Genomic DNA, 21939 nt, shown 5'->3' on the forward strand with positions numbered 1-21939 from the left:
GGCGGCCGCAGCCGTGAGCATGGCACCCGCAGGGGACGGGGGGAACGAGGGGGACCTCTCCTACCCCGATACGTGCGGACATATGCGGTCATGTGTCCAGTCAGGGCCCATGGCACTGCAAGGGATATTTCGCCGCTCGTAGGACAACACTCCACGATTGCCCGATTGCTTCACGAAACGGCTTCTGGCACCTACCATCCCACGGGACATGTCCGTGGTCCGGTGCCCGCACCGGTCCGTCATCCCCCGACCAGGGAAAGCGACCCTCCGGGGCTGGGAAGGAGCCAGCATCTCATCCCTACGCGAGTACATCCGAGAACACACCAACCCCACGGTCTTCGGGGTTTCCGGGGTCGTGATCCTCGCCTTCGTCGTCGTCGGCATCGTGGCCACCGAGCCGATGCTCGACGCGGCAACCGCCACGCGCGACTGGATCGGGAAGAAGCTGGGCTGGGTCTACGTCCTGTCCACCACCTTCTTCCTGGGACTGGCGATCTTCCTCATGCTGAGCCGGTTCGGGAAGATCCGCCTGGGCCCGGCCGACTCCCGGCCCGAGTTCGGGACGCTGGCCTGGTTCGCCATGCTGTTCACCACCGGCATGGGCATCGGTCTGGTGTTCTGGGGGGTGTCGGAGCCCATCCACCACCTGACCTCACCGCGCTCGGCCGAGTTCGCCACCCCCGAGGGTGAGCCCCCCATGCCCGAGGCGGCGAGCGAGGCGCTGGCCCTGAGCTACTTCCACTGGAGCTTCCACCCCTGGGCCATCTACATCGCGCTCGGCCTGTCGCTGGGCTACTTCGCCTTCCGCAAGGGCCTGCCCCTGCGCCCCGCCTCCGCCCTCTACCCCCTCCTGGGCGACCGGGCCTTCGGCTGGCCCGGCAACATCGTGGACATCCTCGCCATCTTCGGCACGATCTTCGGCCTGGCCACCTCGCTGGGCCTGGGTACCCTCCAGATCAACGGCGGGCTCAACCACGTCTTCGGCATCCCCTCCAACGCCACCGTGCAGTCGGTCATCATCATCCTGATCACCGCCATCGCGCTGGTCAGCGTGCTCTCGGGCATCGACAAGGGCATCCGCCGCCTGTCCATGATCAACCTGTGGCTGGCCTTCCTGCTGCTGGTGGTGGTCTTCGCCCTGGGGCCCAAGCTGTGGATCGCCAGCATCATGACCACGGGCGCGGGCGAGTACCTGAGCAACATCGTCGAGTGGAGCCTGGCCTTCCCGAGCCCGCTCATCGACGAGACGGCGGCCGCCTGGACCACCGCGTGGCCCATCTTCTACTGGGGCTGGTGGATCTCCTGGGCCCCGTTCGTGGGCATCTTCCTGGCCCGGATCTCCTACGGCCGCACCATCCGCGAGTTCGTCATCGGGGCGCTCTTCGCCCCCGTCGCCGTGTCCATCCTGTGGTTCGGCGTGTTCGGCGGCTCCGGCCTGTACTACGAGCTGTTCGGGAACGCCGGCCTGAGCGCGCTGAACGAGGAGGACCGCTCCTTCCGCCTGCTGGAACTGCTGCCCGGCGGACCGCTCATCGGCGGCGTCATCTCCGTCCTGCTGATCATCGTGGTGGCGGTCTTCTTCATCACCTCCTCCGACTCCGGCTCCCTGGTGGTGGACACGCTCGCCAGCGGCGGAAGCCTCAAGCCGGTCAAGGCCCACCGCGCCTTCTGGGCGATCAGCGAGGGCGCGGTCACCCTGATCCTGCTGGTACTGGGCGGGGAGAACGCGCTGTCGGCGCTCCAGGCCGCGTCGGTGGTCACCGGACTGCCCTTCGCTATCATCCTGCTGCTCATGGTCTGGGGCCTGATCAAGGCGCTGTCGGAGGAACCCAGGCCCGGAGGCCCCAGGGAGCAGCGCGCCGAGGACCGCCCCAGGTCCGACCGCTCCCCGGACACGCAGGCGCGCGAGTAGTTTCCCGTCAGAACGAGGAGAGGAGGCCGCCGTGGCGTCGAGGAAGTTCCACAACCCCTTCCACGGTGTGGTGGACATGATCACCGAGATGAACCGCATCTCCGACAGCATGTCCTCGATGGAGACCGGCAACGCCGGTGAGCGCGAGCGCGGGCACGCCGACGCGTGGAGTCCGCCCACCGACATCCTGGCCCGGGGCAACGACCTGATCGTCCGCTGCGAGGTCCCCGGGGTCCAGGAACAGGACGTGGCCGTGAGCCTGAACAACGGCATCCTCACCATCAGCGGCGAGCGCCGCCGGGACGGGGACGACGTCGTCTACTACTCCTCCGAGCGGTTCATGGGCACGTTCCGCCGGGAGATCAGCCTCCCGGAGGCCGTGGACGAGGAGGACATCGAGGCCAGCTACGGCGAGGGGCTGCTGGAGGTGGTGGTGCACGGCGCCGCCAACGCCCGCGGCCCCCGGCGCATCGCCGTCCGCAAGCGGACGCCGAAGAGGTCCTAGACACCGCCGACGGGGCGGGTCCGGCGCGGCCGGGCCCGCCCCGTCGGCGTGCGCGGACCGGATGTGGCGCGGGGTACCCGGACGCCGGGAACCGGACGGCCCCGCGATCCGACCCGTAGGGGGAACGGCCGCGAGAACGCGGCTCGTACCCCCGGAGGGAACATGGACCGCATCCGCACCAGCCGTACCGCATTGGCCGCCTCACTGCTCTGCCTAGGCCTCGCCCTCACCGCCTGCGGCGGGGCGCAGGAGCAGGACGCCGCCCCGGCGGAGGAGGCCGCCGACAGCGCGGCGACCGCCGCCGACGCCTTCTCCGTGACCGACCCCTGGATCAAGGCCGTCACCGCCGAGGAGGGGATGACCGGCGTCTTCGGTGTGCTGGCCAACGGCTCCGACGAGGAGATCACCGTCGTCTCGGCCGACTACGACGCGGCCGGGATGGTCGAGCTGCACGAGGTCGTCTCCGAGGGGACAGACGCCGCCATGCGCGAGAAGGAGGGCGGGTTCCCCATCCCCGCCGGAGGCAGCGCCACCCTGGAGCCCGGCGGCGACCACATCATGCTCATGGAACTGACCGAGGACCTCCAGCCGGGGGCCGAGGCGACCGTCACCGTGGAGTTCTCCGACGGCTCCACCACGGAGTTCACCGCCGCGGTCAAGGACTACGCCGGGGCCAACGAGGAGTACGAGGGCGGCCACGGCGAGGGGCACGGCGACGGGGAGCACGGCTCCGAGGGAGAGGACGGCGGGGCACACGGGGACGAAGGGCACGGGGACCACTGATGGGCGGTGAGTCCCGGCTCAGCCGCAGAGGGCTGCTCCTGGGCGGCGCGGCGGCCGGTGTCGGCGCGGCCGGGGGCGCGCTCGCCCACCGGTGGGCCGCGGAACCGGCGGCGGCCCCCCAGGCGCCCCCGCTCAACGGCACGCTGACCGTGCCGTTCCACGGCGTGCGGCAGGCGGGCGTGGAGACCCCGCCGCAGACGCACGGCACCTTCGTCGCGCTGGACCTGGAACCGGGGACGGACGCGGACGGGGTCGGTCGGCTCCTGCGGCTGCTCAGCGACGACGCGGCCCGCCTGTCCCGGGGCGAGCCCGCCCTGGCCGACACCGAGCCCGAACTCGCCCTGGTCCCGGCCCGGCTCACCACCACGTTCGGGTTCGGGCGGGGTCTGGTGGAGCGGGTGGACCCCGAAGCGGCACCGGAGTGGCTCGGGCCCCTGCCCGAGTTCGGGCACGACCGGCTCGACCCGGCCTGGGGCGGGGCGGACCTGCTGCTCCAGGTGTGCGCGGACGACCCCGTGACCGTCTCCCACGCGGTGCGGATGATGCTCAAGGACGCGCGGGCCTTCGCGCGGGTGCGGTGGACGCAGAGCGGGTTCCGCCGGGCCCACGGATCCCAACCCGAGGGCACCAGCATGCGCAACCTGATGGGGCAGGTGGACGGGACCGTCAACCCGGCGCCGGGAACCGGGGACTTCGACCGGCTGGTCTGGGGCGGGAACCCACCGCCGTGGCTCAGGGGAGGCACGAGCCTGGTGCTGCGCCGCATCGCCACCCACCTGGACACCTGGGACGAGCTGGACCGGCCCGCCCGGGAGGCGGTCATCGGCCGCCGCCTGGACAACGGCGCGCCGCTGACCGGTGGCGAAGAACACGACGAGGCGGACCTGGAGGCCACGGACGCCTCCGGGCTCACCGTCATCGCGGACTTCGCCCACATCAGGCGGGCCCGCACCGACGACCCGGACCAGCGGATCTTCCGGCGCGCCTACAACTACGACGAGCGCGGCTCGGGCGGCGAGGAGGCGGGGCTGCTGTTCGCCTCCTTCCAGGCCGACCCGCTGCGCCAGTTCGTGCCCATCCAGCGGCGCCTGGACGAGCTGGACCTGCTCAACGAGTGGGTGACCGCCGTGGGCTCGGCGGTGTTCGCCGTTCCGCCGGGCTGCGAGGAGGGAGGGTACGTGGGGCAGGCCCTGCTGGAGGGGTGAGCCGCCCCGGGCCCCGGAGAGCGGGGCCCGCTGGAGGAAGCCGCCGATGCGGCGGGGGCGGGAGGCTCCGGGGACCGGACCCGGCCTCCGGGGCCGCGTGGGGGGCGCCCCCGCGGACGACCGCTCGGCCCACCCCCCTGGGCGTGGACCCGAAGCGGGTGCGACGATGAACCCATGACGGAGCGGCCACCCCTGCGCGCGGCCCGCGCCGGGGTGTTCGCCTCGGTGTGCTCCGCCGTGTCCGTGGGCGGCCACGCGCTGTCCTCCGAGCACGCCGTCCCACTGGGCGGACTGCTCGTCGGCGCCGCCCTGGTCTACGTCTCCGCCTGGGCCGCGACCGGCCGCGAGCGCGGACTCGGCGCGATCGCCGGATGGATGGCGTGGGGCCAGCTGGCCCTGCACCTGGTCTTCTCCACGGCCCAGGCGGCGGGCGCCCACGGCGCCCACGCGGCCGACCCCGCCGCCGTCGAGGCCGCGTCGGGCGGCGCCCGGATGCTCGTCGCCCACCTCGTGGCCGGCGCCGTGTGCGCCTGGTGGCTGCGCCAGGGCGAGGCAGCGCTCTTCGCCTACCTGCGCCTGGCCGCCGCCGCGCTGCTGCCCGTCCTGGTGCTCGCGGTCGCGCGGCCGGTGCCCGAACGGGTCCCCTCGGCCCCGCTCCCCGAGCGCCGGACGCCCGCCCCGGCCGCGCCCTACCTCCGGCACAGCCTGGTTCTGCGGGGACCGCCCGCGGCGTAGGCCGTGTTCGACCGCACCACCGGCCGCCGCTCGGCGGTCGGCGCCCGCGAACACGCCCCGGGCCGCTGACCCGGCCCCTACCCGCGCCCGCGCCGCCAGTGCGCCCTCCACCCCGACGGCGGAGTCCGCGGGGACCGGCTCCGAGCCGTCCTCGCGCCGCGCCGTGCCCCGGGGGGAACGGCCGCGCGGTCCCGGCTCCGCCTGAGCGGGCGCGGGTACCCGGGCCAGCGCCCCCACGCCGCGTCCTCCGTACCGCCGCGCCCGCGCGCGCACGTCCGGAGACGCGTCCGGTCCCCCGCGTGCCCAGGACCGGTCCCCCGTCGGGGACCGGCCGCGCACGCTCCCGTCACCGCGCGCACCACCGCCCGAGGCCACCGGCCGCCGGGCCGCTGGTGCACGCCGGAACCCGGAGCACCGATGCCCACCGACACCGTCTTCCAGGATCAGCGCCCGGCACGGGCGCGCCGTTCCCACCCCGACCGCCCGGCGTGCCGTCCGCGGCGCGACCACCGCACCGACCCGCAGGGGCCCGCCCTCCCGGAGGGACCGGCCCGTTCGGAGGAGTCCCCGCACGCGGAGGAACGCGCGCGTGAGCGGGACGCAGAACTCGACCGGCTGGCGCTCGCCGCCCGTGAGGGCTCGGCCGCCGCGCTCGACGCGTTCGTCCGGCGCACCCGTCCCGACGTCGCCCGCTACATCGCCCGCAGGGTCCACCCCGACCGCGTCGAGGAGCTGAGCCAGGAGACCTACCTGCGGGCCCTGCGCGGCCTGCCGCGGTTCGCCGGACGCGCCCCGGCGCGGACCTGGCTGCTGGCCATCGCCCGCAACACCGTCGCCGACCGCTACCGCCACGACGCGGCCCGCCCCGACTGCGTACACCACGCCGACTGGGACCTGCTGCCCGCCCGGGCCGTCCGGTTCGACGAGCACGTGGCCCTGCTGTGCCTGCTGGACGGCCTCGCGGCCGAACGGCGGCAGGCGTTCGTCCTCACCCAGGTGGAGGGCCTGTCCTACGCCGAGGCCGCCCGGCTGGCGGACGTGCCCGTGGGCACGATCCGCTCGCGGGTCGCCCGGGCCCGCGGCGACCTGGTGCGCGGGCTCACCGCCTGAGGGCCGAACACGACGGCCCCGGGCCGCTCCGCGCAGGCGAAGCGGACCGGGGCCGTCTACGTCACAGCGGCACCGTTCCCGGCCAGCCGGTCAGAAGACCCGGTCGGCCGCGTAGGGGCCGATCACGGCCAGCGCGCGCGGCCGCGACAGCAGGTCGGCGGCCACCTCGGCCACCTCCGCGCCGGTCACCGCGTCGAACAGCGCCAGGCTCTCGTCGATCGAGTAGTGCCCGGGCCGGTTCAGCTCGTGCGAGAGCAGCCGCCCCATCCGCGCGTTGGTGCCCTCGCTGCCCAGCACCAGCGACCCCTGGATCTGGCCCTTGGCCCGGGTCAGCTCCTCCTCGGTGATGCCCGAGGCGGCCACCTTCGCCAGCTCCTCGCGGCACACCCCGATGACCTCGTCGGCCTTGTCCGGCAGGCAGCCCGCGTAGATCTGGAAGCTGCCGGTGTCGGCGTAGTCGGCGTTGTAGGCGTGCACCGCGTAGGCCAGGCCGCGCTTCTCACGCACCTCCTGGAACAGGCGCGAGGACATCCCGCCGCCCAGGGCGGCGCTGAGCAGCCGCAGCGCGTGCCACCGCGGGTCGGTGCGGCAGAGCCCCTCCGACCCCAGGATGATGTGCGCCTGCTCGGTCTCGCGCGACTGCACCACCGTGCCGCCGTAGGTGGCGACCGGCGAGCCGCCGATGCGGGGACGCGCGGGGCGGGCGTCCCCGGCCGCGGCCGAGTGCTCGGCGAACAGCGCGCGGACCTGCTCCACCACCCGGTCGTGGTCCAGGCTGCCCGCCGCGGTCACGATCAGCTCGCCGGGCACGTAGGCGTCGCGGTACTGCTCGGCGATGCGGTCGCGGGAGAGCGCCTCGATGGTGTCGGTGGTGCCCAGGATGGGCCGGCCCAGCGGCGAGTCGCCGAAGAAGTGCGCCGCGAAGACGTCGTCCACCAGGTCGGCGGGCTCGTCCTCGTACATGGCGATCTCCTCCAGGATCACGCCCCGCTCGGTCTCCACCTCGCCCTCGTCGAGCACCGAGTTGGCCACCATGTCACCGATGACGTCGACGGCCAGCGGCAGGTCGCGGTCGAGCACCTTCGCGTAGTAGCAGGTGTGCTCCTTGGTGGTGTAGGCGTTGTGGTCGGCGCCCACACCGTCCAGCAGCGCGGAGATCTCCAGCGCCGAGCGCTCCTTGGTCCCCTTGAACAGCAGGTGCTCCAGGAAGTGCGCCGAGCCCGCGTGCGCGGAGTCCTCGTCGCGGGAACCCGTGGTCGCCGAGATCCCGAACGCGGCGGAGCGCACGCCCGGCACGGCCTCGGTGACCACGCGCAGGCCGCCGGGGAGCACCGTGCGGCGCACCAGTCCGGTACCGCCGTCCGGCTCCAGCAGCGTCACGGTCGTGTCCGGGTCCTGCTCGGCGGCGATGGGGACAGAGCTCATGGATCCTTCTTCTTCGTCGGGACGTCGGTGGCCGGTCCACCCGGCGGCTCCGGCCGAGGATACGCGCCGGGGCGGCCGCACCCAAGGTGCGACCGCCCCGGCGTCGGTCAGGATCAGGTGTTCTCCGAACGCCCGCCCGAGCTGCGGCGGCGGCGACGGCGCGGGGCGTCCCCGCCGTTCTTGTCGCCGCCGTCCTCCTCGGCCGGGGAGTCCTCGTCCTCAGCGGCGGGAGCCGCGGGGGCGGCCTGGGCCGACTCGGCCTCCACGACCTCGACCGGGACCAGCGACAGCTTGCCGCGGTCGTCGATCTCGCGGATCTCGACCTGGATCTTCTCGCCGATGCTGATCACGTCGTCGAGGTTCTCGATCCGCTTGCCGCCGTGCAGCTTGCGGATCTGCGAGATGTGCAGCAGGCCGTCCTTGCCGGGCAGCAGCGACACGAACGCGCCGAACGTGGTCGTCTTGACGACGGTGCCCAGGTAGCGGTCGCCGACCTCGGGCATCGTCGGGTTGGCGATCTGGTTGATCGTGTCCCGCGCGGCCTCGGCCGAGGGGCCGTCGGTGGCGCCGATGTAGATCGTGCCGTCGTCCTCGATGGTGATCTCGGCGCCGGTGTCGTCCTGGATCGAGTTGATCATCTTGCCCTTGGGGCCGATGACCTCGCCGATCTTCTCCACCGGGACCTTGACGGTGAGGATGCGCGGAGCGTTCGGGCTCATCTCGGCCGGACGCTCGATGGCCTCCTGCATGACGTCGAGGATGGCCAGGCGGGCGCCGCGGGCCTGCTGGAGCGCGAGCGCCAGCTGCTCGGCGGGGATGCCGTCGAGCTTGGTGTCCAGCTGCAGGGCCGTGATGAGTTCACGGGTGCCGGCGACCTTGAAGTCCATGTCGCCGAACGCGTCCTCGGCGCCCAGGATGTCGGTGAGGGTGACGAACTCGTCGCCCTCGCTGATCAGGCCCATGGCGATGCCCGACACCATCTCCTTGAGGGGCACGCCGGCCGCCATCAGGGACATGGTGGAGGCGCAGACCGAGCCCATCGAGGTGGAGCCGTTGGAGCCCAGGGCCTCCGACACCTGACGGATGGCGTAGGGGAACTCCTCGCGGGCGGGCAGGACCGGGAGCAGGGCGCGCTCGGCGAGGGCGCCGTGCCCGATCTCGCGCCGCTTGGGCGAGCCCACCCGACCGGTCTCACCGGTGGAGTAGGGCGGGAAGTTGTAGTTGTGCATGTAGCGCTTGGTCTTGTCCGGGTTGAGCGTGTCAACCGTCTGCTCCATGCGCAGCATGTTGAGCGTGGTGACACCCATGATCTGGGTCTCGCCGCGCTCGAAGAGGGCCGAGCCGTGCACCCGCGGCAGGACGCCGACCTCGGCGCTCAGCTGGCGGATGTCCTTGGGGCCGCGGCCGTCGATGCGGATCCCGTCGCGCAGCACGCGCTCGCGCATGAGCTGCTTGCTCAGGGAGCGGAAGGCGGCGCCGATCTCCTTCTCGCGGCCCTCGAAGTCCTCGGCGAGCTTCTCGGCGGCCGAGGCCTTGACGCGGTCCAGCTCGGCCTCGCGGTCCTGCTTGTCCGCGATGGTCAGCGCCTTGGACAGCTCCTCGCGGACGGCGCCCTCGACGGCGGCGTACACGTCGTCCTCGTAGTCGAGGAAGATCGGGAACTCGCCCTGCTCGCGGCTGGTCTGGTCGGCGACGGCCTGCTGGGCCTTGCACAGGACCTTGATGAAGGGCTTGGCGGCCTCCAGGCCCTCGGCGACGGTCTGCTCGTTGGGGCCGACGGCCCCTTCGGCGACCAGCTTGAGGGTGCGGACCGTGGACTCGGCCTCCACCATCATGATGGCGACGTCGCCGTCGGCCAGGACGCGACCGGCGACCACCATGTCGAAGGTGGCGTTCTCCAGCTCGGCGTGGGTCGGGAAGCCCACCCACTGGCCGTCGATGAGGGCGACGCGCACGCCGCCGATCGGGCCGGAGAAGGGCAGCCCGGCGATCTGGGTGGACATCGAGGCCGCGTTGATGGCGACGACGTCGTACAGGTGCTCGGGGTGCAGGGCCAGGACCGTCTCGACGATCTGGATCTCGTTGCGCAGGCCCTTCTTGAACGACGGGCGCAGCGGCCGGTCGATCAGGCGGCAGGTGAGGATGGCGTCCTCGGAGGGACGGCCCTCACGCCGGAAGAAGGAGCCGGGGATGCGGCCCGCGGCGTACATGCGCTCCTCGACGTCCACCGTCAGGGGGAAGAAGTCGAGGTTCTCCTTGGGGCGCTTCGAGGCGGTGGTGGCCGACAGGACGACGGTCTCGTCGTCCAGGTACACCGTGGCCGATCCGGCGGCCTGGCGGGCCAGGCGACCGGTCTCGAAGCGGATGGTGCGGGTGCCGAAGGATCCGTTGTCGATGACGGCTTCGGCCGAGTACACGCCCTCCATGGGCGACCTCCTACTACACGTGTTCGCGTTCGTGGCGCCCGGCACGCGAGGCGTGCCGGCGCTCGTTGTTCGTCTTCCCGCGTCCGTGCCCCGGAGTTGATGACGGCCGGTCATCGATCGAAGCCCACGGCATGCCCTGAGGGGAATGTCCGGGGACCACTACCGAGGACCGGCCCCGACTCTGCGCCGGGGTGGGGAGCGGGTGGTTCTCACTGTGGAACTGGGGTGGACGGCGGCATGCGACCACCGTCGTGTCACACCTTACTAACAAAGCGGGAGCGGCCGAAGCCACTCCCGCCGACAACCTAGCGGCGCAGACCCAGACGCTCGATGAGCGAGCGGTAACGGGTGATGTCCTGCTTGGCGATGTACTTGAGCAGACGGCGGCGGCGACCGACCATCAGCAGCAGACCGCGGCGGCTGTGGTGGTCGTGCTTGTGGCCCTTGAGGTGCTCGGTCAGCTCGGTGATGCGGTGCGTGAGCAGCGCGACCTGGACCTCGGGGGAACCGGTGTCACCCTCGCCGGTGGCGTACTCGGCGATGATCTTCTCTTTGGTGGCGGTGTCGATCGACACGTCGCTCCTTCACTGGAAAGTCGGTACGCGGTGTGGAACCCGGTGCGCGACCGGGAACAGACGCGGTGACCGCGCGTACGAACAGTCACCGTCGCGTGTGGTGCGCGGCCCGCCGCCGACGGCGTGGGTGCGCCGCGCTCCCCCGGCGACGGTACGCGCGGAGGCGACCGGCCGTGGGCACACGTGGACAACGACCACCCTACCGCAGAGCACGAGGTGGCTGACCGTGGCCGGGCGCGGGTCGGGTCTCCCCCGCCCCGCGCCCTACCCGGCGCGCAGGACCTCGCGGCAGCGGTCGACGTCGCGGCGCATGGCGACGATCAGCTCGTCGATGCTGTCGAAGCGCTCCTGACCGCGGATGTGCACCGTGAAGTCCACCGTCATGCGCAGCCCGTACAGGTCCAGGTCGTCGCGGTCCAGGGCGTAGGCCTCCACGGTGCGCTCGGCGCCGTCGAACGTGGGGTTGCTGCCCACGGAGATGGCGGCGGGCCAGCGCGACTCCTGCCCGGGGGCGGGCTCGCAGCGGTGGAGCCAGCCCGCGTAGACGCCGTCGCCGGGGACGGCGGTGTCGGGGAGCAGGTCCATGTTGGCGGTGGGGAAGCCCAGCAGTTCGCGGCCGCGCGCGGCGCCGTGCACGACCTCGCCCCCGACCCGGTGGGGACGGCCCAGCAGCTCGGCGGCCCCGGCCACGTCGCCCCCGGCGAGCAGCCCCCGCACGCGCGTGGAGGTGATGGTGTCGCCGTCCGCGACCAGGGCGACCCCGTCGGCGGTGAAGCCGTACTCGGCGCCCAGCGCGGCCAGCGCGGCGACGTCGCCCGAGGCGCGGTGGCCGAAGCGGAAGTCCTCGCCCACGACCACGGCAGCGGCGTGCAGGCGGTCGACCAGGACGCGCCGCACGAACTCCTCCGGGGTCAGGGAGGACAGGTCCTTGGTGAAGGGCAGGACGCACACGGCGTCGGCGCCGTACCCGGCCAGCAGCTCCACCCGCCGCTCCAGGGGGGTGAGCACCGGCGGGGTGGTGCCGCGCAGCACCGTCTGCGGGTGGGGGTCGAAGGTCACCACGGCGACCGGGATGCCGAGTTCGCGCCCGTGCCCGACCGCGGTCTCCAGGATGGCCTGGTGGCCACGGTGCACTCCGTCGAACACGCCGACCGCCACCACGGAGCGCCCCCACCCGGAGGGAACGCCCTCCAGCCCGTCCCATCGCCGCACGTCCGGCTCCCCTGCTCGTCGCTGCTCGTGGTCCGCGCGGAGCCCGTGGCGCCCAGCGCGCCCGGAACCCGCACGAACCAAGGGTGCCACGTCCGCGGGTCCCCCACCGACACAAGGGGTGTGTGGCCCAGCACACGCCGGACCGCGCCCCTCCCCCGGCCGTCCGCCCCCGACGACTCCCGGCAACGTCCACCTCGCGTATTACGACGTATTACGTTACTCGGCGTGGACATAGGGATTCACTGGACGGACGACGACGAAGCGCGCGTCGCTCGCCACGGAGTCCCTCCGCAGGAGGTCGAGGAAGCGGTCGAATTCCCCTACTGGACGTTCGCCGGGCGCGAGGGGACCACCATCCTGCTCGGGCGCACCTACGGTGGAAGATGTCTGGCAGTCGTCCCCGCGGAGTCGACCAGGCACCACCGTTCCTGGTACGTGGTGACCGCCCGGGAGATGACCTCCAAGGAGCGGAGGACATTCCAACGGAAGGTGTGACGACCATGGGTGACAGACGGCTCGACGAACTGGCCGAGTACTACGGCGAACACGACATCAGCGAGGACGTCGAGGCGGCCGAGCTGGAACGGCACGATCCCGCCCCGGGCAACCGGGTCATGGTCGTGTCCTCGGTCCGTCTGCCCGAGCGCACCATGGACCGGCTCCGCGAGGCCGCGGCGGACCAGGACGTGAAACCGACCGCGCTCATGCGCCGTTGGATCGAGGAGCGCCTGGAACTGGAGGAGCGGACCGCGAGGCCCGGCCCCGGACACCTCGGTCTGTTCTCCCAGGTGATGCACCGCGTCGTCCGGGAGGAACTGGAGGACGCCGGTCTCCGCCGCCGCTGAGGCCCGGGCGCGCGCCCGGCCGCTCCGTCCCCGGCGGAGCCGGGTTGGCACACGTGCGCGGTGCGGTTACCGTGCACCGATGGCGATGATCGACACGGGTGCGACCCGACTGGCGTACGACGAGGCCGGCTCCGGTCCCGCGATCGTTTTCGTGCACGCCGGTGTGGCCGACCGGCGCATGTGGGACCACCAGTTCACCGAGTTCGCCAAGACCCACCGGGTGGTCCGCTACGACTGGCGCGGCCGCGGCGGCTCCGCCGACCACGAGGGCCCCGTCGCCCACCACGAGGACCTGCTGGCCCTCATGGACGCCCTGGAGATCGACCGGGCGACCCTGGTCGGCGCGTCCTTCGGGGGCGCCTACTGCGCGGACGCGGCGCTGGCCGCCCCGGAGCGGGTGGAGGCCCTGGCCCTGGTCTGTCCGGGGATGTCGGGGCACGAGTGGCCGGAGGTCTTCGTGCGCGAGGCGCGCAAGATGGTGCTGGGCGCCGTCCCCCACGAACGCCTGGAGGTGTACCGGGCGGGACGCGCCGACCCCGATCCCGGGGACGTGGCGGCGATGGCCGAGGCCCAGGCCCGGTTCACGGTGCTGGGCCCCGGGCGGGCGCCCGAGGACCTGCCGCCGGAGGCCTGGGACCTGGTGCTGCTCATGCTGCGCGAGGTGTTCGCCCGCGAGTGGTCCGGGCCGGTCGCCACCACCCGCTGGCCGGAGCGGCCCGCCAGCGACCGCCTGGGCGAGATCGCCGTGCCGACGCTGGTGGTGAAGGGGCTGTCGGAGATCGCCCAGGTACGGGAGGTCGCGGACCTGTACGCCGGGGGCGTGCCCGGGGCGCGGCTGCTGGAGATGCCCGACACCGGCCACCTGCCGTCCGTGGAGCGCCCCGGCGAGCTGACCGCGGCCCTCGCCCGGTTCCTGGGGACCGCCTGACCTCGCGGGGTCAGGCGGGTTCGAAGACCACCACGGGCTTCATGTGGTCGCGGCGGTTCTCCCCCAGGGCGATGACACGGCCGTCCTGGGCGAAGAGGCCGACCGGGCCGCTTCCGGACCCGTCCGGCTCGATCCGGTTCCCGTGCCGGATCCGCTGCTCCTCGTCCCCGCTCAGGGCGCGCGCCGGGAAGGCCGCGGCCACGGCCTCGGCCAGCGGGACCTGCGTGAACTCCTCGGCCAGCTCGTCCAGCGTGCGCGCCCGGGACAGGTCGTAGGGGCCCACCCTGGTACGCCGCAGCGCCGTCAGGTGCCCGCCCACGCCCAGGTCGGCGCCCATGTCACGGGCCAGCGCACGGATGTAGGTGCCGCTGGAGCAGGTGACGGAGGCGTCCACGTCCACGAACCCCCCGTCGGCGTCAAGGACCCGGCGCACGTCGGTGACCGTGAACTCCGCGACGGTGACCGTGCGGGCCTTGAGGGCCACCTCCTTGCCCTCGCGCGCCGACTTGTAGGCGCGCTTACCGTCCACCTTGATCGCGCTGACCTGGGGCGGAACCTGCTGGATCCGCCCGGTGAGCCTGTCGGCGGCGGCGCGCACGGCCTCCTCGCCGACCCCGGAGGCGTCCGCGCGCACGAGGGGCTCGCCCTCGGCGTCGTCGGTGTTGGTCGTCAGACCGAGGCGGATCGTCGCCTCGTAGACCTTCTCCGTCAGGGTCAGGTGGCCCAGGAGCTTGGTGCCCTTCTCGATGCCCAGCACCAGGACCCCGGTGGCCATCGGGTCCAGGGTTCCCGCGTGGCCGACCCTGCGGGTGCGCGCGAGCCCGCGCGTTTTGGCGACCACGTCGTGAGAGGTCCAGTCGGCGGGCTTGTCGACGACCACGACGCCGCTCTCGGCCATGGTGCTCCCTCGGGGTGAAGGGCGGCGGCGCGGTCCGCGCCGCCGCCGGGGGTGTTACTCGTCCTCGTCGCGCTCGTCCTCGCGGGGCGCCCGGTAGGGGTCGGCCTCGCCCGCGGGCTCGGCGCCGCTGGCCCTCTCGGCCAGCTCCGCGTCCGACTGGCGCGCCTTGAGCAGGAGCTCCTCGATGTGCTGGGCGTTCTCCTGCACCTCGTCGACGACGAAGGCCAGGCTCGGCGTGTGCCGGATGCCGGTCTGGCGTCCCACCTCGCTGCGGATCACGCCCTTGGCGCTCTCCAGGGCGGCGGCGGAGGCGGCCTTCTCGTCCGGGGTGCCGAACACCGTGTAGTACACCGTGGCGTCCCGCAGGTCGGCGGTGATGCGCGCGTCGGTCACGGTGACGAATCCCAGACGCGGGTCCTTGATGCGCCGGTCCAGCATCTCGGCGACGATGCGCTGGATGCGGTCGGCGATCTTGCGCGCGCGTGCGGCGTCAACCATCGTCAGTCTTCCTCTTCGTTGAAGAGCCGCTGCCTGGCGGAGAGCAGCTCCAGTTCGGGACGGCCCGCGACGAAGCTCTCGCAGGAGTCCATCAGCTCCCGGGCGTGCGCCGCCGTCGGCGCGACCACCGCGACACCGATCTTGGCCCGGCGGTACAGGTCCTGGTCGCCCGCCTCGGAGACCGAGACCGAGAACTTGCGGCGCAGCTCGGAGACGACGGGTCGGACCAGCGAACGCTTCTGTTTGAGCGAGTGGACGTCACCGAGAAGGACGTCCAGGGTCAGCGCCCCAACGTACAAGTGATCACCTGTGGTGTGTGGAGGTGTCCGCCGCTGTCGGCGGCGTGAAACGCGGGGCCCCGGCCGCACGGCCGGGGCCCCGTCTGGTCATGCTCCGCGAGGATCAGTCGCGGGGCTTCTCCTGCATCTCGTACGTCTCGATGACGTCCTCGACACGCAGGTCGTTGTAGCCGACGCCGATACCGCACTCGAAGCCCTCGCGGACCTCGGTCGCGTCGTCCTTGAACCGACGCAGGGACTCCACGTTGAGGTTCTCGGAGATGACGACCCCGTCGCGGATGAGCCGCGCCTTGGAGTTGCGGCGGATCAGGCCGCTGCGGACGATCGAACCGGCGATGTTGCCGATCTTCGGCACCTTGAAGACCTCGCGGATCTCCGCGCTGCCGAGCTGGACCTCTTCGTAGATCGGCTTGAGCAGACCCTTGACCGCGGCCTCGACCTCGTCGATGGCCTGGTAGATCACCGAGTAGTACCGGATGTCCACGCCCATGCGGTCGGCCAGCTCGCTGTTCTTGCCCTCGGGCCGAACGTTGAAGCCGACGATGATCGCCTCGGCGGAGGCCGCCAGGTTGATGTCGTTCTGCGTGATCGCGCCGACACCGCGCCCGATGACCCGGATGCTCACCTCGTCGCCACCGGCGTCGATCTTGAGCAGGGACTCCTCCAGCGCCTCGACGGAACCGGACATGTCACCCTTGATGAGGAGGAGCAGCTCGGAGCGCTCGCCCTCCTTCAGGGCGTTCTGCCAGTTGTCGAGGGTGACCCGGCGGGCCGAACGCGCCTGCTGGGCGAAGCGCTCACGCGCCTCGCGCTGCTGGGCGATCTGCCGCGCCACCCGGTCGTCCTTGACGACCAGGAAGTTGTCACCGGCGCTGGGAACGTTGGTCAGACCCAGTACCTGCACCGGACGGGACGGCTCGGCGCTCTGCACGTTCTGGCCGTGCTCGTCGAGCATGGCGCGGACGCGGCCGAAGGCGTCACCGCAGACGATCGAGTCACCGACGTTGAGCGTGCCGCGCTGGACCAGCACCGTGGCCATGGAACCGCGGCCGCGGTCCAGGTAGGCCTCGATGGCCAGACCCTGCGCGTCCATCTCCGGGTTGGCCTGGAGATCGAGCGCGGCGTCGGAGGTCAGCACGATCGACTCGAGCAGGGCGTCGATGTTGTCGCCCTTGAGCGCGGAGATGTCCACGAACTGGACGTCGCCGCCGTACTCCTCGGCCACCAGGCCGTACTCGGTGAGCTGCGCGCGGACCCGCTGCGGGTCGGCGCCCTCGACGTCGATCTTGTTGACCGCGACCACGATCGGCACCTCGGCCGCCTTGGCGTGGTCGATGGCCTCCGCCGTCTGCGGCTTGACGCCGTCGTCGGCGGCCACGACCAGCACCGCGATGTCGGTGACCTTGGCACCGCGGGCACGCATGGCGGTGAACGCCTCGTGACCCGGGGTGTCGATGAAGGTGATCTTGCGCTCTTCGCCGTCCACCTCGGTGGCGACCTGGTAGGCACCGATGTGCTGGGTGATACCGCCGGCCTCGCCGCTGACGACGTTGGTCTTGCGGATGGTGTCCAGCAGTCGGGTCTTACCGTGGTCGACGTGACCCATGACGGTGACCACCGGCGGACGCGGACGCAGGTCCTCCGCGGTGCCCTCGTCCTCACCGAACTCGATGGAGAAGGACTCCAGCAGCTCGCGGTCCTCGTCCTCCGGGCTGACGACCTCGATCCTGTACTTGAGCTCCTCGCCCAGCAGCATCAGGGTCTCGTCCGGAAGGGACTGGGTCGCGGTGACCATCTCACCCAGGTGCATCATCACCTGGACGAGCGACGCCGGGTTGACGTCGATCTTGTCGCCGAAGTCCGACAGCGAGGCGCCGCGGGACAGGCGGATGGTCTGGTCGTTGCCGCTCGGGATCTTGACGCCGCCGAACGACGGGGCCTGGAAGTCGTGGAACTCCTGGCGCCGCTGCTTCTTGGACTTGCGGGCGCGTCCGGGACGGCCGCCGGGGCGTCCGAACGCACCGGCCGTACCGCCGCCGCGACCGCGGCCACCGCCGCCGGGACGGCCACCGAAGCCACCCGGACGACCGCCGCCGCCACCACCGACACCGCCGGGACGCGGACCGGAACCCGCGGGGGCTCCCCCGCGGCCACGGCCACCGCCGCCGCCGGGACGGCCGCCGCCACCGCCGCGACCGCCACCCGCGGGTGCGGCCGGACGGGACGAGGGCATGTTCATCGGGCTGGGGCGCGGACCGCCGGGCCGGGGACCGGGACGCGGGGGACCCGCGGCACCGCCCGGACGCGGAGCGCCCGCCGCACCGCCGGGACGCGGGGCGCGCTGTTCGCCGCCGCCCTGCGGGCCGGGACGCGGACCCGGACGAGGACCGCCCGGACGCGGAGCGCCCGCCGCACCACCGGGACGCGGGGCGCGCTGTTCGCCGCCGCCCTGCGGGCCGGGACGCGGACCCGGACGAGGACCGCCCGGACGCGGAGCACCGCCGCCGGGCCGCGGGGCGGCCGGCTTGGAGCCCATGCCGGAGGCGTTGGACGCGAACGGGTTGTTACCCGGACGGGGACCGGACGGGCGCGGGCCGGGACGGGGCCCGCCGCGCTCGGAACGGTCGCCGCGCTCGGGGCGCTCACCGCGCTCGGGACGGTCGCCGCGCTCGGGGCGCTCACCGCCGCGCTGGGCACGGTCGGGACGGCCACCCTCCGAACGGCCGCCTTCGGGACGACCGCCCTCGGGACGGCCACCCTCGGAACGGCCGCCGGGACCCGCCGGGGCACCGGGCTTGGGGGCGCCGCCGGGGCGGGCGCCAGCCTCGCCGCGGGGAGCCTTGGGGCCGGGCTTGGGCGCGTTCGCACGCGGAGCGGCCTCGCTCTGCGGGCTCGCCTTGGGCGCGGGGCTCGGCCTGGGGCCGGGCTTGGGGGCCGGACCCGGCTTCGGGGCGGCGCCGTTGTCCGCGGCGGGACGCGGGCCGGGCTTGGGAGCCGAACCCTTGCGACCGCCGTCGGAACCGTTGTTGAAAGCTTCCTGGAGGCGTCGTACGACGGGGGCCTCTATGGTCGAGGACGCCGAACGGACGAATTCACCCATCTCGTTGAGCTTGGCCAGAACGGCCTTGCTCTCTACACCGAACTCCTTGGCGAGTTCATATACCCGGACCTTCGCCACTACTCTCCTTCAGCTTCGGTCCGGGACATGGGCTTGTGCCGGACCGTCGTTAGCTCGAGTTACTCATCGCTGCGTACTCATCAGGCGCTCATCGCAATCTCGACCTGCTTCCTCATCGCTACACAACAATGGGCCAGCTTCTGCGTGCCGACACAGCACTGGACGCCGACCTCGGTCCGTACAACCCAGAAGTCGGTCCAGACATTCCAACCCTATCGGGAACGTTGACCCGATCCGCCACGCGGGGCGGCGTCGATCAGGGCCGCCACGGGTGAGACGTCCCACCCGTCGGCGCCCGCTCCCCTCCGGTAGGCGCGTGACCAGGCCCTGCGCCGTTCGGCGAGCTCGAAGCACCGCCGATCGCGGTGCAGGTAGGCGCCGCGCCCCGGAAGACGACCCCGGGTGTCGGGCGTGATGACCGTGCCCTCGGCCACCAGCCGCACGAGGTCGGACTGGACTGCCCGCGACCGACACCCCACGCAGGTACGCACGGGGCGGTCGGGACCGTCATGGGCCACCCTATCGCGTCGAGGCATGAGCGCGACCCGATCAGCCCGTCGCGGCGGTGTCGTCGCCCTCGGCGGCGCCCTCCCGTTCCGGCTCGCCGACGGGCTCGGCGTCGGAGCGGATGTCGATGCGCCAGCCGGTCAGACGTGCGGCCAGACGGGCGTTCTGGCCCTCCTTGCCGATCGCGAGGGACTGCTGGTAGTCGGGCACGATCACGCGGGCGACGCGGGAGGCCATGTCGAGGATTTCCACGGAGTTGACCCGCGCCGGGGACAGGGCGTTGGCGACGAACACGGCCGGGTCCTCGGAGTAGTCGACGATGTCGATCTTCTCCCCGTGGAGTTCGGCCATGACGTTGCGGACGCGGCTGCCGAGCGGGCCGATGCAGGCGCCCTTGGCGTTGACCCCGCCGCGGTTGGAGTGGACGGCCATCTTGGTGCGGTGGCCCGCCTCCCTGGCGATCGCCGCGATCTCCACGGTGCCGTCGGCGATCTCGGGGACCTCCAGCTCGAAGAGCTTGCGCACCAGGTTGGGGTGCGTGCGCGAGAGGGTGACCGAGGGGCCGCGGTGGCCCTTGCGGACCTGCACGACGTAGGCGCGCAGGCGCTCGCCGTGGGTGTAGGTCTCGGTGGGCACCTGCTCCTGCGGCGGCAGGACCGCCTCGATCTTGCCGAGGTCCACCAGCACGTTGCGGGGGTCCTTGCCCTGCTGGATGATGCCGGAGACGATGTCGTGCTCGCGCCCGGCGAACTCGCCCAGGGTCAGCTCGTCCTCGGCGTCGCGCAGACGCTGGAGGATGACCTGCTTGGCGGTGGAGGTCGCGATGCGGCCGAACCCGGTGGGGGTGCCGTCGAACTCGCCGACGGACTCGCCGTCCTCGTCGGTCTCGGCCACCCACACGGTCACGTGGCCGGTGGAGCGGTTGAGCTCGACGCGGGCCCGCTTCTCCGGGCCCTCCTCGCGGTGGTAGGCGATCAGAAGCGCGTCCTCGATGGCCTTGGCCACGAGTTCGACGGAGATGTCCTTCTCGCGTTCCAGGCTGCGCAGAACGCTCATGTCAATGTCCACGGGGCTCCCCCTCTAGTCCGCCGCGTCGGTGTCGGCATCGTGGCGGAATTCCACCTGGACCCTGCCCTTGCCGAGTTCGGCGTGGGTGAAGGTGCGGGGCTGGCCCTCGACGTCCAGGGTGACCCCGTCGTCGTCGGCGCCGGTGACGCGCCCGGTGACCTTGCCTCCCTCGGCGAGGGAGGCGATCACCAGGCGGCCTCGGGAACGGCGCCAGTGCCTCGGCTCGGTCAGCGGACGGTCCACCCCGGGCGAGGTGACCTCCAGGACGTAGGGCTGCGCGCCCATGACGTCGGAGGAGTCCAGCACGGTGTTCACCTCCTGGCTGACCTCGCCGACCGTGTCCAGGTCGACCCCGTTGTCGGAGTCCACGACCACGCGCAGCACCCGTCGCTTGCCGGCCGGTGTGAGTTCGACGGCCTCCAGGTCCAGTCCGGCCTCGGCCAGTACCGGCTCCAGCAGCTCGGCGATGCGCTCCTCGCGCGCCTGCGCTCCCATGTGGTCCTGCTCCTCCAACGGCGAAGATCCCGCCCGCGCGGCCGTCGGGCCGGTGTACGGGGCGGTCCAGCTCTGTACGTAGTCTTCGACTTCAGCGGCCCGCCCCCTGGTGCGGGGACGCGGGCCGACCGCGCGTCGCGTGCGACGGCGGTTGTGCTGCAAGGGTATCCACACCCGGAACCCCTCCAGGTCGCCGTCGGTGGCCGGGGCGCGTCGGCGCGTGGCCTCCGGGGCCCGGCCCACGCGGCGGCGTCCCCCGCGCGGTACGGGACGTGGAAGGATGGGGGCCGGGGGGCCGCCGCGGGCGGCCCCACCGCACGGGAGGGGGAGCGCGTGGGGATCGGCTGTGTCAGCCGTCGCACGGTGCTGGGCGCGACGGCCGCTGTGGGCGCCGTGGGCCTGGCCGGGTGCGGCCGTACCGAGTGGTACCCCTCCGACGTGACCCCGGACGTGTACGTACTGCGGGCGGTGGTCCGGGAGAAGGAGCGGATGATCGCGCGCTACGAGGCCGCGGTCGCCGAGGGGACGGGGCCGGTCGAACTGCTGGAGCGGTTCCTGGAACACCACCTGTCCCACCTGGACGCGCTGCTGGAGTCCCTGCCCGAGGACGCCCCCTCCCCCTCCGCCGAGCCTTCCGGCGGCCCCTCCTCCCCCGAGGAGGCCCCCGTCGCGGAGACGGCGCCGGGGACGGCGGCGCTGCGCGTGCTGGAGGCCGCGGCGACCGGCGCCCGGCTGGACCAGGCGGGCGCCGTCACCGACTCCGCGCTGGCGCAGCTGATCAGCGCGATCGGCGCGTGCGAGGCGGGGCACGCCCACCTGCTGGCCCAGGAGTAGTGGCGGCGCACACCCCCAGACGGAAGGCAGGTAGCAAGGTGAGCGAGAGTCCCGCGTCCGCCGGCGAGGAACCGGACGCCGGCCCCCAGGCGCTGGCAGAGGCGCTGCGCGCCGAACACGCGGCCGTGTACGGGTACGAGTTCATCGGCGGGGCCGCCGAGGACGAGGACCGCCGCGACCGCGCGGGGAGCACCGCCCACGAGCACAAGGCGCTGCGGGACGCGCTGCACGCGGCGGCGGTGGAGCGGGGCGTGGACCCGCCGCCCGCGCTGGCCTCCTACCCGGTCGCCGACGAGTACGGCGACGAGGCCGTCGACGCCTACGCCGCGGGGCTGGAGCAGGCTGCCGCGCGCGCCCACCTGTGGCTGACCGCCTCGCGGGACACCGACCTGCGGGTGACCGGCGCCCGGGCGCTACAGGAGACGACCGTGCGCCTGCTGGAGTGGGGCGGGGCGCTGGACGCCCTGCCCGGTTTCGACGAGGCCGGTTAGCCCGGAAAGC

The 21939-nt window shown here is 72.8% G+C and carries 21 protein-coding genes; 10 read left to right on the forward strand and 11 right to left on the reverse strand.

The window, feature by feature from the left end:
* Window positions 1-208: 208 nt before the first annotated feature.
* The 6 genes from EV372_RS04165 (at window position 209) to EV372_RS04190 (ending at window position 6250) form a co-directional block, all read left to right on the forward strand.
* Window positions 209-1912, forward strand: a complete 1704-nt coding sequence (locus tag EV372_RS04165) for a BCCT family transporter (RefSeq protein ID WP_275101093.1) — start codon at window positions 209-211, stop codon at window positions 1910-1912.
* Between the two features lie 31 nt (window positions 1913-1943).
* Window positions 1944-2417 carry an Hsp20/alpha crystallin family protein gene (locus EV372_RS04170; RefSeq protein WP_130394928.1) on the forward strand — a complete coding sequence of 158 codons (474 nt, stop codon included), beginning with the start codon at window positions 1944-1946 and terminating at the stop codon, window positions 2415-2417.
* Between the two features lie 162 nt (window positions 2418-2579).
* Window positions 2580-3200 (forward strand): copper chaperone PCu(A)C, encoded by a 621-nt coding sequence (locus EV372_RS04175; RefSeq protein WP_130394929.1) that lies wholly within the window; start codon window positions 2580-2582, stop codon window positions 3198-3200.
* Window positions 3200-4405, forward strand: a complete 1206-nt coding sequence (locus EV372_RS04180) for a Dyp-type peroxidase (protein WP_130394930.1) — start codon at window positions 3200-3202, stop codon at window positions 4403-4405. Before EV372_RS04175 ends, EV372_RS04180 begins: the two co-directional genes overlap by 1 nt.
* Window positions 4406-4579: 174 nt before the next feature.
* Window positions 4580-5140, forward strand: a complete 561-nt coding sequence (locus EV372_RS04185; RefSeq protein ID WP_130394931.1) for a hypothetical protein — start codon at window positions 4580-4582, stop codon at window positions 5138-5140.
* Between the two features lie 417 nt (window positions 5141-5557).
* Window positions 5558-6250 (forward strand): sigma-70 family RNA polymerase sigma factor, encoded by a 693-nt coding sequence (locus EV372_RS04190; RefSeq protein WP_130394932.1) that lies wholly within the window; start codon window positions 5558-5560, stop codon window positions 6248-6250.
* Between the two features lie 90 nt (window positions 6251-6340).
* On the opposite strand, the gene EV372_RS04195 is transcribed toward EV372_RS04190, so the two are convergent.
* The 4 genes from EV372_RS04195 to EV372_RS04210 form a co-directional block, all read right to left on the reverse strand.
* Complete coding sequence (locus EV372_RS04195) at window positions 6341-7675, reverse strand: M16 family metallopeptidase (protein ID WP_019607974.1); 1335 nt, start codon at window positions 7673-7675, stop codon at window positions 6341-6343.
* Between the two features lie 113 nt (window positions 7676-7788).
* On the reverse strand, window positions 7789-10101 hold the full coding sequence (locus EV372_RS04200; protein ID WP_130394933.1) for a polyribonucleotide nucleotidyltransferase: 2313 nt from the start codon (window positions 10099-10101) through the stop codon (window positions 7789-7791).
* Between the two features lie 305 nt (window positions 10102-10406).
* A complete protein-coding gene (rpsO, locus tag EV372_RS04205; protein ID WP_013154592.1) occupies window positions 10407-10676 on the reverse strand; it encodes a 30S ribosomal protein S15 in 270 nt (89 codons plus the stop codon).
* Between the two features lie 264 nt (window positions 10677-10940).
* The gene (locus EV372_RS04210; RefSeq protein ID WP_130394934.1) at window positions 10941-11888 is read right to left on the reverse strand and encodes a bifunctional riboflavin kinase/FAD synthetase; all 948 of its coding nucleotides are present in this window, start codon (window positions 11886-11888) and stop codon (window positions 10941-10943) included.
* A gap of 500 nt (window positions 11889-12388) precedes the next feature.
* Here EV372_RS04210 and EV372_RS04215 point away from each other — a divergent pair, with 500 nt between their 5' ends.
* Window positions 12389-12733: a hypothetical protein gene (locus EV372_RS04215; RefSeq protein WP_130394935.1), complete on the forward strand. Its 345-nt coding sequence runs from the start codon at window positions 12389-12391 to the stop codon at window positions 12731-12733.
* 79 nt (window positions 12734-12812) lie between these two features.
* Window positions 12813-13661, forward strand: coding sequence for an alpha/beta fold hydrolase (locus EV372_RS04220; RefSeq protein ID WP_130394936.1), 849 nt, complete (start codon window positions 12813-12815; stop codon window positions 13659-13661).
* A gap of 10 nt (window positions 13662-13671) precedes the next feature.
* Here the strand turns inward: EV372_RS04220 and truB are convergent, their stop codons facing one another.
* From truB to rimP, 7 genes are all read right to left on the reverse strand, one after another.
* A complete protein-coding gene (truB, locus tag EV372_RS04225) occupies window positions 13672-14559 on the reverse strand; it encodes a tRNA pseudouridine(55) synthase TruB (protein ID WP_130394937.1) in 888 nt (295 codons plus the stop codon).
* A gap of 54 nt (window positions 14560-14613) precedes the next feature.
* A complete protein-coding gene (gene rbfA / locus EV372_RS04230) occupies window positions 14614-15057 on the reverse strand; it encodes a 30S ribosome-binding factor RbfA (protein WP_130394938.1) in 444 nt (147 codons plus the stop codon).
* A 2-nt stretch (window positions 15058-15059) separates the two neighbouring features.
* Window positions 15060-15356 carry a DUF503 domain-containing protein gene (locus EV372_RS04235; protein WP_013154599.1) on the reverse strand — a complete coding sequence of 99 codons (297 nt, stop codon included), beginning with the start codon at window positions 15354-15356 and terminating at the stop codon, window positions 15060-15062.
* Window positions 15357-15459: 103 nt separating this feature from the next.
* Window positions 15460-18534 (reverse strand): translation initiation factor IF-2, encoded by a 3075-nt coding sequence (gene infB / locus EV372_RS04240; protein WP_130394939.1) that lies wholly within the window; start codon window positions 18532-18534, stop codon window positions 15460-15462.
* Between the two features lie 212 nt (window positions 18535-18746).
* Window positions 18747-19070: a YlxR family protein gene (locus tag EV372_RS04245; RefSeq protein ID WP_081461755.1), complete on the reverse strand. Its 324-nt coding sequence runs from the start codon at window positions 19068-19070 to the stop codon at window positions 18747-18749.
* Between the two features lie 13 nt (window positions 19071-19083).
* Window positions 19084-20097 carry a transcription termination factor NusA gene (nusA, locus tag EV372_RS04250; RefSeq protein ID WP_130394940.1) on the reverse strand — a complete coding sequence of 338 codons (1014 nt, stop codon included), beginning with the start codon at window positions 20095-20097 and terminating at the stop codon, window positions 19084-19086.
* A 24-nt stretch (window positions 20098-20121) separates the two neighbouring features.
* A complete protein-coding gene (gene rimP, locus EV372_RS04255; protein WP_130394941.1) occupies window positions 20122-20604 on the reverse strand; it encodes a ribosome maturation factor RimP in 483 nt (160 codons plus the stop codon).
* Between the two features lie 333 nt (window positions 20605-20937).
* Here rimP and EV372_RS04260 point away from each other — a divergent pair, with 333 nt between their 5' ends.
* Both EV372_RS04260 and EV372_RS04265 read left to right on the forward strand, forming a co-directional pair.
* Window positions 20938-21438, forward strand: coding sequence for a hypothetical protein (locus EV372_RS04260; protein WP_130394942.1), 501 nt, complete (start codon window positions 20938-20940; stop codon window positions 21436-21438).
* 38 nt (window positions 21439-21476) lie between these two features.
* Window positions 21477-21929, forward strand: a complete 453-nt coding sequence (locus EV372_RS04265) for a ferritin-like domain-containing protein (protein WP_130394943.1) — start codon at window positions 21477-21479, stop codon at window positions 21927-21929.
* Window positions 21930-21939: the final 10 nt, after the last annotated feature.

The organism is Nocardiopsis sp. CNZ308 (assembly GCF_004217075.1).

Bases quoted from the DNA above. Each gene is read 5' to 3' on its own strand.
- rbfA (WP_130394938.1), bottom strand. From the start codon at position 15,057: ATGGTTGACGCCGCACGCGCGCGCAAGATCGCCGACCGCATCCAGCGC.
- nusA (WP_130394940.1), bottom strand. From the start codon at position 20,097: ATGAGCGTTCTGCGCAGCCTGGAACGCGAGAAGGACATCTCCGTCGAA.
- EV372_RS04220 (WP_130394936.1), top strand. From the start codon at position 12,813: ATGGCGATGATCGACACGGGTGCGACCCGACTGGCGTACGACGAGGCC.
- EV372_RS04195 (WP_019607974.1), bottom strand. From the start codon at position 7,675: ATGAGCTCTGTCCCCATCGCCGCCGAGCAGGACCCGGACACGACCGTG.
- truB (WP_130394937.1), bottom strand. From the start codon at position 14,559: ATGGCCGAGAGCGGCGTCGTGGTCGTCGACAAGCCCGCCGACTGGACC.
- EV372_RS04180 (WP_130394930.1), top strand. From the start codon at position 3,200: ATGGGCGGTGAGTCCCGGCTCAGCCGCAGAGGGCTGCTCCTGGGCGGC.
- EV372_RS04165 (WP_275101093.1), top strand. From the start codon at position 209: ATGTCCGTGGTCCGGTGCCCGCACCGGTCCGTCATCCCCCGACCAGGG.
- EV372_RS04200 (WP_130394933.1), bottom strand. From the start codon at position 10,101: ATGGAGGGCGTGTACTCGGCCGAAGCCGTCATCGACAACGGATCCTTC.
- EV372_RS04215 (WP_130394935.1), top strand. From the start codon at position 12,389: ATGGGTGACAGACGGCTCGACGAACTGGCCGAGTACTACGGCGAACAC.
- EV372_RS04245 (WP_081461755.1), bottom strand. From the start codon at position 19,070: ATGCCTCGACGCGATAGGGTGGCCCATGACGGTCCCGACCGCCCCGTG.
- EV372_RS04190 (WP_130394932.1), top strand. From the start codon at position 5,558: ATGCCCACCGACACCGTCTTCCAGGATCAGCGCCCGGCACGGGCGCGC.
- rimP (WP_130394941.1), bottom strand. From the start codon at position 20,604: ATGGGAGCGCAGGCGCGCGAGGAGCGCATCGCCGAGCTGCTGGAGCCG.
- EV372_RS04175 (WP_130394929.1), top strand. From the start codon at position 2,580: ATGGACCGCATCCGCACCAGCCGTACCGCATTGGCCGCCTCACTGCTC.
- EV372_RS04185 (WP_130394931.1), top strand. From the start codon at position 4,580: ATGACGGAGCGGCCACCCCTGCGCGCGGCCCGCGCCGGGGTGTTCGCC.